General features: G+C 44.9%; 16 protein-coding genes. 11 read left to right on the top strand and 5 right to left on the bottom strand.

Going from position 1 to position 12,144, the window contains the following annotated elements; genetic code table 11:
• Positions 1–2: 2 nt before the first annotated feature.
• Both AOC20_RS09155 and AOC20_RS09150 read right to left on the bottom strand, forming a co-directional pair.
• A complete protein-coding gene (locus AOC20_RS09155) occupies positions 3–1,379 on the bottom strand; it encodes an NAD(P)/FAD-dependent oxidoreductase (protein WP_215360476.1) in 1,377 nt (458 codons plus the stop codon).
• The gene (locus tag AOC20_RS09150) at positions 1,376–1,978 is read right to left on the bottom strand and encodes a glutathione peroxidase (protein WP_251373094.1); all 603 of its coding nucleotides are present in this window, start codon (positions 1,976–1,978) and stop codon (positions 1,376–1,378) included. Before AOC20_RS09150 ends, AOC20_RS09155 begins: the two co-directional genes overlap by 4 nt.
• A 58-nt stretch (positions 1,979–2,036) precedes the next feature.
• Here AOC20_RS09150 and rfaE2 point away from each other — a divergent pair, with 58 nt between their 5' ends.
• Positions 2,037–2,525 carry a D-glycero-beta-D-manno-heptose 1-phosphate adenylyltransferase gene (gene rfaE2 / locus AOC20_RS09145; RefSeq protein WP_215360474.1) on the top strand — a complete coding sequence of 163 codons (489 nt, stop codon included), beginning with the start codon at positions 2,037–2,039 and terminating at the stop codon, positions 2,523–2,525.
• On the opposite strand, the gene AOC20_RS09140 is transcribed toward rfaE2, so the two are convergent.
• Positions 2,522–3,331 (bottom strand): type III pantothenate kinase, encoded by an 810-nt coding sequence (locus AOC20_RS09140; protein ID WP_215360472.1) that lies wholly within the window; start codon positions 3,329–3,331, stop codon positions 2,522–2,524. The genes rfaE2 and AOC20_RS09140 overlap by 4 nt on opposite strands.
• Positions 3,328–4,113, bottom strand: a complete 786-nt coding sequence (locus AOC20_RS09135) for a biotin--[acetyl-CoA-carboxylase] ligase (protein ID WP_215360470.1) — start codon at positions 4,111–4,113, stop codon at positions 3,328–3,330. Before AOC20_RS09135 ends, AOC20_RS09140 begins: the two co-directional genes overlap by 4 nt.
• 37 nt (positions 4,114–4,150) lie before the next feature.
• Here AOC20_RS09135 and AOC20_RS09130 point away from each other — a divergent pair, with 37 nt between their 5' ends.
• The 7 genes from AOC20_RS09130 to AOC20_RS09100 are packed head-to-tail and all read left to right on the top strand — an operon-like array spanning position 4,151 to position 8,833.
• Entirely contained in the window at positions 4,151–5,245 is a 1,095-nt protein-coding gene (locus AOC20_RS09130) for a VanZ family protein (RefSeq protein WP_215360468.1), read from the top strand.
• Between the two features lie 16 nt (positions 5,246–5,261).
• Entirely contained in the window at positions 5,262–5,573 is a 312-nt protein-coding gene (locus AOC20_RS09125) for a (2Fe-2S) ferredoxin domain-containing protein (protein WP_215360466.1), read from the top strand.
• A 23-nt stretch (positions 5,574–5,596) separates the two neighbouring features.
• Positions 5,597–6,310 (top strand): alpha/beta hydrolase, encoded by a 714-nt coding sequence (locus tag AOC20_RS09120; RefSeq protein ID WP_215360464.1) that lies wholly within the window; start codon positions 5,597–5,599, stop codon positions 6,308–6,310.
• Positions 6,311–6,329: 19 nt separating this feature from the next.
• Complete coding sequence (locus AOC20_RS09115; RefSeq protein WP_215360462.1) at positions 6,330–6,596, top strand: YbeD family protein; 267 nt, start codon at positions 6,330–6,332, stop codon at positions 6,594–6,596.
• An 8-nt stretch (positions 6,597–6,604) separates the two neighbouring features.
• Positions 6,605–7,249 carry a lipoyl(octanoyl) transferase LipB gene (gene lipB / locus AOC20_RS09110; protein ID WP_215360459.1) on the top strand — a complete coding sequence of 215 codons (645 nt, stop codon included), beginning with the start codon at positions 6,605–6,607 and terminating at the stop codon, positions 7,247–7,249.
• Positions 7,246–8,256, top strand: coding sequence for a lipoyl synthase (lipA, locus tag AOC20_RS09105; RefSeq protein ID WP_215360457.1), 1,011 nt, complete (start codon positions 7,246–7,248; stop codon positions 8,254–8,256). Before lipB ends, lipA begins: the two co-directional genes overlap by 4 nt.
• Positions 8,257–8,284: 28 nt before the next feature.
• Entirely contained in the window at positions 8,285–8,833 is a 549-nt protein-coding gene (locus AOC20_RS09100) for a hypothetical protein (protein WP_251373093.1), read from the top strand.
• A gap of 43 nt (positions 8,834–8,876) precedes the next feature.
• On the opposite strand, the gene AOC20_RS09095 is transcribed toward AOC20_RS09100, so the two are convergent.
• Entirely contained in the window at positions 8,877–9,131 is a 255-nt protein-coding gene (locus tag AOC20_RS09095) for an accessory factor UbiK family protein (protein ID WP_215360454.1), read from the bottom strand.
• Between the two features lie 259 nt (positions 9,132–9,390).
• On the opposite strand from AOC20_RS09095, the gene AOC20_RS09090 reads away from it, so the two are divergent.
• Genes AOC20_RS09090 through AOC20_RS09080 form a run of 3 tightly spaced genes read left to right on the top strand, consistent with a single transcriptional unit; the run spans position 9,391 to position 12,107 of the window.
• Positions 9,391–10,245, top strand: a complete 855-nt coding sequence (locus AOC20_RS09090; protein ID WP_215360452.1) for a TorF family putative porin — start codon at positions 9,391–9,393, stop codon at positions 10,243–10,245.
• Positions 10,246–10,270: 25 nt separating this feature from the next.
• A complete protein-coding gene (locus AOC20_RS09085) occupies positions 10,271–10,609 on the top strand; it encodes a P-II family nitrogen regulator (protein WP_011903792.1) in 339 nt (112 codons plus the stop codon).
• A 13-nt stretch (positions 10,610–10,622) separates the two neighbouring features.
• On the top strand, positions 10,623–12,107 hold the full coding sequence (locus AOC20_RS09080; RefSeq protein WP_215360450.1) for an ammonium transporter: 1,485 nt from the start codon (positions 10,623–10,625) through the stop codon (positions 12,105–12,107).
• Positions 12,108–12,144: the final 37 nt, after the last annotated feature.

Here is a 12,144-nt window from a genome sequence, read left to right as displayed (position 1 = left end):
AACTACACATCTTGTTTGGTTTTGATGGGTTGGCGAATGCTTTCAATTAAAGCCTCAGCTACTAATTCGCCGGAGCGCAAGCCATCCTCATGGAATCCAAAGCCAGTCCATGCACCGCAATACCAAATAGATGAAGTCCCTTGAATTAAGGGTAACTCTTTCTGGGCTTGTATTGCGCTCATATCAAATACTGGATGTGAATAATGGATCTCTTGATGCACCAGTTTTGGATCAGGCTCCTCGGAGGGGTTTAGGCTAACAATAATTTGTGTATCTTGAAGTTGGTCCGGCAATGGCTGCAGGCGATTAATTAAATAATTAACGCTGACATGTTGTTTGGCGTTTGGCTTGTCGCCAGATTTGGCGGTGTAGTTCCATGCGGCCCAGCAGCGTTTTGCTTCTGGAAGGAAACGGATATCAGTATGTAATATTGCCCGATTCTTTTGGTAAGGAACTGCTGCAAGAATATTTCGTGCTTGTTGATCAATACCATGGACCAAATCCAAGGTTTGGTCGCTGTGACAAGCCATGATGACCTCATCAAAATAAGCTGAACCATTCTGACTGATTACTTCAGCATGTTCGCCGCTGTGATTGGCATTCACGCGCAGGACGCATTCGCGTTTAATAGTCACCTGATATTTTTCAAGCGCCGCCACGATCCGTTTGACATACTCGCGTGATCCGCCTTGGATGGTTAACCATTGGGGGCGATTTTGAATCTGTAGAAGACCGTGGTTATGGCAGAAGCGCACCATAGTCTGAATCGGAAACTCAAGCATTTGCTCAACTGAGCATGACCAAATAGCCCCAATCATTGGGAGAAAATAATTTTCTTTAAAACTTTGACTGAAGCGATGGCGTGTTAAAAAATCCGCAATTTTTTCATCAGGTTCTTTGTATAAATGACCAGCTTCAATTTGCTGATGTGCTAATTCAGTTGCTAGGCGATTAAAGCGCAAGATATCGTAGGCCATTCTCCAAAAGGATGGAGAAAGGAGATTGGATCGTTGACCAAAAAAGGAATTAATGTCATTGCCCGCCCACTCAATTTTTTTGTTTGATCCAGATTTTCCGGAGGCGTCAATTGAGACGGAAAAAGACATTTCCGAAGGCGCTACAGGCGCTTTAATTTCTTCAAATAGTCGCACAAGTCTTGGATAAGTCTTGCGATTAAAGACTAGGAAGCCAGTGTCTACGCCGTGGGTGATTTCTTTGCCATCAATGTTGCAAGAGAAGTCGACTGTATTGCTATGACCACCAATATGATTGCCAGCTTCGTATAAGGTAATTTCAAATTCAGGATGCTGTCTTAAGGCGTAGGCGCAGCCTAATCCGGAAATACCTGCGCCAATAATGGCAATTCGTTTTTTACTCACTGAGCCTTCTCTCCTAAAAGCTTTTCAATTTGACTTGTAATGCTGCTGCTGCTTGGTTTAGTCATGCTTCCAAAGGAGTCAATCACATTGCCATTGCGGTCAATTAAATATTTATAAAAATTCCATTTCGGAGTTGTGCCGGTTTTGGCAATCAACATCTTAAATAAAGGATTCGGGTTGTTGCCTGAAACTGTACTTTTTGCAAACATCGGAAATTTCACGTCATACGTATTTTTACAGAAATCTGCAATCTCTTTATTGCTGCCGGGTTCTTGTTGCCCAAAGTCATTGGATGGAAAGCCCAGCACTACAAATCCCTGATCTTTGTATTTAGCATAGAGCTTCTCAAGACCTTCGTATTGACTCGTAAAGCCGCAGAAACTCGCAGTGTTAACGACCAGAATAACTTTGCCTTGATATTGGCAAAGATTTTGTGGCGCTTCATCCTGAAGACGCGGAAATGTATGTGATAGCAGGGGACTGCAGCTAGGTGCCGCGTTGGCAAGCTGAAATCCAGAAAAGAATGCAAATAAGCCAAATAGGCAATTTATGAGATAGCGGTGCATATTGCGCCCTTTTAATTCACTAGTAGAGGCCAAGTCTAAGTCATTCTGGCTAATATCGCTGACCTTGCAGGATTGCCATTAATATTGAGGCATGACTGATATTCGCCCACCCTCTTTCGAAGCTAAAGTTTGTTCACCGGAGCAGCTTGCTGATCGTTTAGCAAGCCTTCCTAGGCCATTGGTATTTACCAATGGAGTTTTTGATATCTTGCACCGAGGCCATGCTAGTTATTTAGCTCAGGCACGTGCCTTGGGCGCTAGTTTGGTAGTGGGTGTTAACTCAGATGCCTCAGTCAAGATGTTGGGGAAGGGTGATGACAGGCCAATTAACTCTGAGGCTGATCGTCAGGCTTTATTAGCTGCACTGGAAAGTGTAGACATGGCAGTGTTGTTTACCGAGCAAACCCCAGTGAACCTCATTGAAAAAATTCGCCCTGATATTTATGTCAAGGGAGGGGATTACGAAATTGATACCTTAGCCGAAACACATTTAGTGAAAAGCTGGGGTGGCAAAGCAGTGGCGATTCCGTTTTTGTATGAGAGATCAACAACAACTTTGTTAGGCAAGATTCGCTCTTAAGGGTTTTGCAGCAACCACGCCCAGATACCGCGCAGTACCAGTCCCTCTGTTACTTCAACCATTTGCTGAGCTGGTAAATTCGTTTGTGTAATTTCTTTTGCTAATAGCTTGGCATTCCCGCCATCAATCCAAATTTTTTCAATCGGGATATTTATTTCTTTTGCCTGTTGCATGGCATGCAGAATTGCACCAATTTGTGCTGCGTCACAACCCCCAATAATGGCGTCATTAGTGCATGTGCCAAAACCATGGTGCTCTGAGCGTGTCGCTAAATCTAGTTGCGCAGTATTGTTTGCCAAGCTGACCTGCATTAATGCAAGTCCAGGTAAGATCCAGCCGCCGTAATGTACGCCGTTAGACCCCAGTACATCGATGGTTGTAGCTGTACCAGCATTCACAATTAAGGTGTTTTTGTTTGAGAGTGCGCGGGCACCAATCAGGGCAGCCCAGCGATCAGCGCCTAACTTACTGGAATCTTGATAAAGACTGCGCATCCCTGTGTAAGTGCTATCACCCTTTAATTGTTGCCATTCAAGATCACTCCATTGTGGAAATAGTGATTTGAGATTGGCAAGCGCCTCTTCCCCGGCTACACAGCTAAATCCAATGACTGCAGGCTTTGGTAATGTTTTGGAGATGTAGTCAGCCAACTCAGCTCGATGTTCTGCAGACTGCAATGACTTGCTACTAATGGATCCTGAATAAGCCCATAATTTTTTTTGTTGCGCGCTTGGATTTTGAGTGGATTCCACAGCAGCCCATTTGAGGCGTGTATTACCAACATCAAAAAATAAATAGAGGCTCATGATTGAATCCGTAATGAAACATCACCGGCATGAATGGTGATTATTTTGTTATTTTGTAGCAAAAGTAATGCTCCAGATTCATCTATACCTTTTGCAATGCCGTAAATAGGATCTCTGCCAGCCCCCGAAATACACACAGGCTGATCTTGGTAGGTATCCCACCTCATCCACCGTTCTCTACAGGGCTTAAATCCACGGAGATCAAATTCTGTAAGATTAAATTCAAGAGAGGCAATCAATTTGAGCCAAAGGTATTCAATATCGGGAGGGGATTGAGTGAGCTGAGAGAGCGCACTTACTTGCAATCCATTATCTAGATTTGCTGCAATTGCTTCTGCATTGCGTAAGTTAATGCCGATCCCAATAATCATCCAGGTTGGATCACCCGCTTTTGCTTGTCCACCTTCAATGAGGATGCCGCCCAATTTGCTGTTATTGATCAATAAGTCATTAGGCCATTTCAAATGCAGACCAGCTGCTTGAAGTTCTGACTCACTCAGGTCGCAGGCCTGCGCAATGCCGTCAATAACTGATAGGCCAACTAACAAGCTCAGGCCGCTCAGTTCGGCAGGAGTTCTTTTAAATGGAAACGCGAGAGAAAAGCAGAGGGAGTCCTCTGGATTAGCCAACCATGATCGACCTGCTCTTCCTTTGCCAGCGGTTTGCTTATGGGCAATGCGAGCAACTGGGTCGATAAGCTCGCCAGCTCGCCAGCGCGCCAAAAGATCATCGTTGGTTGATTTGGTCTCGGTAACTCGCTCAAGGATGCAATTTGCAGTCATTCCGCCATTGTAGAAAGGTCTGACCTAGAATTGTGGGATGGATCAAAAAGATCAGCGTCCCCGAAAGTTGGCATGGCCTCTGCAGGCTATGCCATTGGCTAGGGCTATGAGCTTAAGTTACGCACTTTTAATCCTCTACGTCAGCCTTAACCCCTTCGATTTTGACTTTCAGAACGGCATAGCTGCATGGGCTTGGCTAGATGCCCCTTTGCCACGTTTTATTACTTTGTTTGATGTATCAGCCAATATTCTGGCTTATATTCCATTTGGATTTTTGGTGATGTTTGCTGCTTATCCGAGGTGGCGTAACTTTGTGGCACTTGGAATTGCCTTGAGTCTGAGCGCGGTTCTAGCGCTGGGCGTAGAGACTTTGCAATCCTGGTTGCCCACACGCATCCCCAGTCAAATGGATTGGTGGGCCAATATATTAGGTGGCTTATTAGGTGGCTTATTGGCCATCCCCCTTGGGCCACAGTGGCTATCAGGAAGCGCCATTCGTCGTCGCTTTGATCAATGGTTTGGGCTCAATTGGTCAGCATGCGCCTTATTCCTGTTATTTCCATGGTCACAGATTTATCCCCAAAGCTCATGGCTGGGTACTGGTGTATGGGGTCACGCTATCTTTGGATCCGTGGATTGGGGTACTTTAGTAATTAATCACGTCATTCAAGAGGCGGTCATCACATCACTGTGCTGGCTAGGCATTGCTTTATTACTATCGCTGGGGTTGCGTGCTAAGGCCCCACAGTGGCGAATTCTTAATGGGCTGCTTGGCCTCACAGTAGTCATTAAGATTTTATTTACAGCGCTTCAGTTTGGCGCGGAGTTTAGTTTGATCTGGCTCACGGCTGGTGCTCTCTGGGGAATGGTAATAGGAGGCGTCTTATTGAAATGGGCTTTACGGCTTGATGTGGGGGCTAAATTTTGGATTGCCTTGATTTGCTTGCTTGGCACCACAATTGCAGTCAATGTGTTGCCTGATAACCCCTATTTCATTCTGACTTTGAGGCATTGGTATCAGGGGCGCTTATTACACTTTAATGAGCTGATGCAATGGGTTTCGGTAGTATGGTTACCTCTGGCCCTCATTTGGATGATTCGAGGCGCTATGGACTTTAAACCGAAACATTGATGAATATAATTTTTTTATGACTTTTTCACATCACCTATTCTTTTGTTTAAATCAGCGTAGTAATGGCGAAGAATGCTGTGATCAGCACAATGCCTTTGCCTTATTTGATTACGCCAAAAAGAGAGTCAAAGAGCTTGGTCTTGCGGGCCCAGGAAAGATTCGCGTGAATAAAGCCGGTTGCTTAGACCGATGCGCAGATGGACCTGTGATGGTCATCTATCCAGAGGGCATTTGGTATACCTTTGTTGATGTAGAAGATATTGAAGAAATTATCCAATCCCATTTAGTTCAAGGGCGCCCAGTAGAGCGCTTGCAATTAGTTAAGTGATTTCAAATTGTTGAAAGTTTTTTATGAATAGCCGTACAAAAGTAATTCATATTGAAGGTATTGTTGGATCAATGGAGATGTCCATAGATCTTCCAGATGAATTAAAAAATGATCCCACATTTGCAGTGCGTGGTTTAGCTCTTGTCGCACACCCACATCCATTGATGGGTGGAACTATGGACAATAAAGTTGCTCAGACTATGGCGCGTGCTTTTAATCAGCTGGGTTACGTTAGTGTGCGTCCAAACTTTCGTGGTGTAGGCGGGACCGAAGGCGTTCATGATGATGGCGTTGGCGAGCTAGAAGATTTGCTTCATGTAACAGATTGGATGCAAACACCATCTAGCTGGGGAGCATCTGAGGTAACTGCCAACCAATCCTGGGTTGCGAATGCCAACACTTTGCCTTTAGTAATTTCAGGTTTCTCTTTTGGAAGTTTTGTTGGCAGCCATTTAGTGCAAAGACTGATTGATCTGGGGCGCCCAGCTGAGCGCCTAGTAATGGTGGGTAGCGCAGCTGGTAAATGGACCTTAGCCCAAGTCCCCGCTGATACCATTTTGATACACGGCGAATTAGATGAAACCATTCCTTTGATTGATGTACTGGATTGGGCGCGTCCACAAGAACTCACTGTGCAAGTAGTTCCTGGCGCCGACCATTTTTTCCATCGTCGCTTACATTGCATTCGCAATATTATTACCGGCGCCTGGTTAGGTATGCCGGATCACCGTAAATAATTTGAACCAGAGAGATCATATGGCCGAAAAAAAATCATTAATCGAGTACCCATCACTGTTTCCTATCAAGGTCATGGGTAAATCAAATCCAGAATATCTTCCTGCGATAGTGCACATCGCTAAACAATTTGATCCAACGTTTGACGAGAGTCAAGTTGAGCAGCGCCCGTCTAAGGATGGAAATTATCTTGGGATTACTTTGCCGATTACCGCTACTAGTCGTGAACAGTTAGACGAGTTGTATAGAACACTGTCTACCCATCCTCTGGTTAGCGTAGTTCTGTAATTCAATTCATGTCAGCTTTAGTAAAACAACTTAGTTTGGCAGATTACGTAGCCACTTATGAGGCAATGCAAGTGTTTACTAAAGAGCGAACTAGCGAAACACCCGATGAGATTTGGGTTTTAGAGCACTATCCAGTGTTTACTCTGGGTCTCGCTGGCGATGCTGCTAACTTACATTCGCCGAGCAAGGACATCCCGCTTGTGCAAGTGGATCGAGGTGGGGAGATTACGTATCACGGACCAGGTCAAATTGTTGTTTACCTTTTGCTTGATCTCAAGCGTTTGGGAATTTTTGTAAAAGAATTAGTCTCCCGAATTGAGCAGGCCCTCATTGATACCTTGGCAGACTTTGGTATTCATGCTGAAAGACATCCCGGCGCCCCTGGAATTTATGTCTCTGAGCGGGTGGGAGTACCCCCTGAGTGGGTTGGCGCCAAGATTGCTGCATTAGGTCTAAAGGTCTCTAAAAGCTGCTCCTATCATGGCCTAGCCCTGAATGTGGCTACTGATCTAGAGGCATTTAGGCGCATCCACCCTTGTGGTTATGAGGGTTTAAAGACAGTCAATATGCAAACCCTTGGGATCAAGGACAATATAGACACTATTAGCCAAAGGCTTTTGCAGCATTTACAAAAGCAACTGATGCCATCATGACAACCAATAAGACCGACACCACCCCATCAATTGAGGCGCGACAAGACCTCAATTACGACGCATCTCGTAAACAGAAATCGAGTGAGAAGACCGCCCGTATTCCGATCAAAATTATTCCTCTATCAGAGGTATTAAAAAAGCCAGATTGGATTCGCGTAAAAGCGGCCTCTAATAATTCTCGCTTTGCTGAAATCAAAAAGATTTTGCGCGAGAACGAATTGGTAACAGTTTGCGAAGAAGCGAGCTGCCCTAATATTGGTGAATGTTTTGGTAAAGGCACTGCGACCTTCATGATCATGGGTGATAAGTGCACACGCCGTTGCCCATTCTGTGATGTGGGTCACGGTAGACCAGACCCACTCGATATCAAAGAGCCTGTCAATTTAGCTCGTACTATTGCCGCACTCAAGCTCAACTATGTGGTGATTACCAGCGTGGATCGCGATGATCTGCGTGATGGTGGTGCGATGCATTATGTTGATTGCATCTCTCAATCGCGTGCTCTTTCGCCTAACACTCGTATTGAAGTGTTGGTTCCAGATTTTCGTGGCCGTCTTGATAAGGCATTAGATATTTTTGCTGAGCATGCACCAAGTGGTTTGCCTGATGTCATGAATCACAATTTAGAAACCGTTCCACGTTTGTATAAACAAGCTAGGCCTGGAGCAGATTACTTACATTCTTTAAAGTTGTTAAAAGACTTTAAAGAGCGCTTTCCTCATATTCCCACTAAAAGTGGTTTGATGGTTGGTCTTGGTGAAACAGATGATGAGATCTTAGAAGTCATGCGTGATATGCGTGAGCACAATATCGATATGCTCACCATCGGTCAGTATCTGGCCCCATCTGGCCATCATTTGCCTGTTACTCGCTATGTTCATCCGGACGTCTTTAAGATGTTTGAGGAAAAAGCTTATGAAATGGGCTTCTCCCATGCAGCTGTGGGAGCCATGGTGCGTTCAAGCTATCACGCAGATCAACAAGCACATGGAGCAGGGGTTGTTTAGAGGGATTTCAAAGGCCGCTATTTTAATAGTGGCCTTATTCTTTCTGGCAGGATGTAGTCCCAAATTAGATTGGCGTACAGTCCATTCGCCCCAAGAAAGATATACCGCTTTATTTCCTGGTAAGCCAGATAAGTTGGAGCGCCGCATTCCCTACCTTGATCAAGAACTTTTACAAGTGCTTGAGGCGGTAAAGATTGAAGATGATATTTACTCAGTGAGTACGATTCAATTGCCAGTCAATCAGGCCTCGTCATTAAACAAGCTGATTGCGCAGTTACAAGCTAATTTAATTGATAGGGCAAAAGCATCTGGTGGCGATGTCGCTATTGAGGATGCGTTTTATAAAACAGCGGACAAGCAACGTTTACCGACCAAAGATTATTTTATTGATTTGAAAACCAATGGAAAATCGCAGCAACTGATGCGAGTGCGTTGGATTAATCGAGTTGCACCTAACGGCGATAGCTGGATCTATCAGATTTCAGTGTTACATGCGGGCGCCAGTGCAGATAGTGCAAAAACTTTTTTATCTAAAGAAGAGTATGAAAACTTCTTTAGTGATTTCTCTCCAGAGTAGATCTACAGAATTAAAAAATTCACTTTACAACGGTAACTAACAACTACTGTTTTTCAAGTGCAGCTACCTTAGCCTCAAGCGCCTCTAATTTTTCACGCGTCTTAGTAAGCACTTTGCTTTGCAGTTCAAACTCTTCGCGCGTAACCAAGTCCATTTTCTGAAATCCTTGATTCATCATGGCGCGAACATTCTTTTCAATCTCTTGAGCAGGCGAATTACGGATCGCATCCCCCACTTTGTTTTGCATATCGCTTGCGATACGCTGGATTTGCTCGAGGATTTCGCCTGGTTTTTGCATGATAGGAGTTCGCAGTTCTATTGAGAGTTGCAGAAAAGATACACATCCCTATTTTAAGTTGTATGGCTAAAAATGCCTAAAAAGAGCTTAAAACCGGATAAATGCCCCAAATTCACCTATAGGGTGCAATATTAAGCACCAAAAAAGTGCATTAGCTTTATTTAGGGGAATTGTCAGAAATGCACGAATGCCACGAGCTTCATGATCACTCCATGCAATAAGCATTTTTCCCTTTTTCATGATCACTTAGGAGTTTTAAATGAAAACAATTCAAAAGACAGCCATCGCTCTAGCAGCCTCTGGTTTATTTGCAACTGCAGCATTTGCACAAACTGCTCCAGCTGCTGCCCCAGAGGCTCCTGAAGTTAGCCCAATTACAGCAAACGTGACAGTCACTAATGACTACCGCTTTCGTGGTATCACCCAAACAAATTATCAGCCTGCTATACAAGGCGGCTTTGATTATGCTCATGAGAGCGGTTTCTACATCGGTAACTGGAACAGTTCGATCAACTGGGTATCTAACACTACAAACAATGGTGTTAAAGCTCCGATCGAGATGGACTTCTATGGTGGTTTTAAGAAAGAGTTGATTGCTGAAGGCTTCGCCTCTGACTTTGGTGTACTGCAGTACTACTATCCACAAACTGGCGGTAACTATAACGGCATGATGTTGAATCCAAACACAACAGAACTGTATGCCGCTCAAAACTTTACCTTTGGTCCGGTTACTGGTTTTGTTAAGGTGAACTATTCATTAACCAATATCTTTGGTGTCCCGAACAGTACAGGTTCTGTGTATCCAGACCTCACAGCTAACTATGACACTGGTATTTGGGGTATTAGCTTGAATGGACATATTGGTTACCAGTATGTTGCTGGTCAGCCAGTGACAAGTGGTGTATTGCTCCAGCCACAAAACAATCTTAGCTATACAGACTTTAAAGTTGGTGCAACTAAAGACTTTGGTGGCGGCTTATCTCTCTCAGCCGCTTATGTGAGCACCAATGCAAATCCTAATTGGTGGAACACATGGTCAAGCACAACAACTAACCTGCAAACAAGCTCAGCTGGTCGTCCAGGTGCTGTAGTTTCTCTCACAAAAGTATTTTAATAATTTCCTCTGAACGGAGAAACATATGAAATTAATTACCGCAATCATCAAGCCATTCAAGCTTGACGAAGTGCGCGAAGCTCTCTCGGAAGTGGGAGTTTCGGGCATTACCGTCACTGAAGTTAAGGGCTTTGGCCGTCAAAAAGGTCATACCGAGTTATATCGCGGTGCTGAGTATGTTGTCGACTTTTTACCTAAAGTAAAAATCGAAGCTGCTGTTGAAGATGGCATCTTGGAGCGTGCGATTGAAGCGATTGAAAAATCTGCACGTACAGGCAAGATTGGTGATGGCAAGATTTTTGTCTCACCAGTTGAGCACGTCATTCGTATTCGTACCGGTGAAACCGGTGCGTCAGCACTTTAAAGAGAGGTTCAAAATGTTAACTTGGATGAAACGACTCGTTGCTGGTAGTGCTGTGGCCTTGGCCATTGGCGCTACTGGTGTAATGGTTACTTCGCCAGCCCATGCTGATGAAGTAAAAAAACCAGCGGTAACTGCTCCTGCAGCAACTCCTGCTGCGGCAGAGCCTGCTCCAGTCCTTTGCTCTGAAAAGTGCAATAAAGCTGATACAGCTTGGTTGCTAGTGTGTACTGCATTAGTAATCCTGATGACTTTGCCTGGTTTGGCTTTGTTCTACGGCGGTTTAACACGAAGCAAAAACATTCTCTCTGTACTCGTACAGTGCATGTTTATCTTCTCATTAGTAACCGTCTTATGGTCTCTGTATGGCTATAGCTTTGCATTTAGCGAAGGCGGTGCATTTATTGGTGGATTAGATCGCTTGTTCTTGCAGGGCATGAATCCAGATTCAGTAGCGGCAACCTTTAGTAAGGGCGTTGTGATTCCTGAATTTGTATTTATGGCTTTCCAAGCAGCATTTGCGACGATTACTTGCTGCTTGATCGTTGGTGCGTTTGCTGAGCGTGCAAAGTTTTCTGCAATCATTTTGTTTGTGATTCTCTGGTTCACTTTCAGTTACTTGCCAATCGCTCATATGGTTTGGTTCTGGCCTGGTCCTGACGACATCAAAGATGCAGCATCACTCGAAGCAATTACTGCGCGTGCAGGTTGGTTGTGGCAGAAGGGTGTTCTCGACTTTGCCGGCGGTACTGTTGTGCACATCAATGCTGCGATCGCAGGCTTGGTAGGCTCATATGTAGTTGGTAAGCGTTTGGGTTACGGTAAGGAAGCAATGAAGCCACATAACTTGGTATTCGTCATGATTGGCGCATCACTCTTGTGGTTTGGTTGGTTTGGCTTTAATGCAGGTTCAGCTCTCGAAGCAAATGGCAGCGCAGTATTGGCTTTCGTAAATACATTATTGGCAACAGCTGCCGCAGTATTGGGTTGGTCATTTGCTGAGTGGATTACAAAAGGCAAGCCTTCTATGTTGGGCGCTGCTTCAGGATGCGTAGCAGGTTTGGTTGCTATTACTCCTGCGGCTGGATTTGTTGGCCCAATGGGCGCACTCATCATCGGTGTTGCTGCTGGCGTAGTTTGCTTATGGGGTGTTTCTGGTCTCAAGAAGATTTTGGGTTCAGATGACAGCTTGGACGTCTTTGGTGTGCACGGTGTTGGCGGTATCTTGGGCGCAATCTTGACCGGCGTATTTGCTGATCCAGCATTGGGCGGAACAGGTATCTGGGACTATGTAGCCAATGCTGTTGCCCCTGATTACTCCATCGCTAGTCAGCTGTGGATCCAAAGCCAAGGCGTGATTGTGACTTTAATTTGGTCCGGCGTAGTTTCATTTATCGCCTTCAAATTGGTCGATATCGTGATTGGTTTGCGCGTCAAGGAAGAGGAAGAGCGCGAAGGCTTGGATATCAGCTCACACGGTGAGACTGCCTACGAGTCTTAATTAGCAGATTTACCCCTCACTGGGCGGCTTTGGTTGG

The organism is Polynucleobacter ibericus, assembly GCF_018687955.1.
In the GTDB taxonomy this organism is placed as follows: domain Bacteria; phylum Pseudomonadota; class Gammaproteobacteria; order Burkholderiales; family Burkholderiaceae; genus Polynucleobacter; species Polynucleobacter ibericus.
The sequence above is the reverse complement of the archived record's forward strand: the minus strand, read 5'-3'. Positions and strand labels throughout refer to the sequence as shown.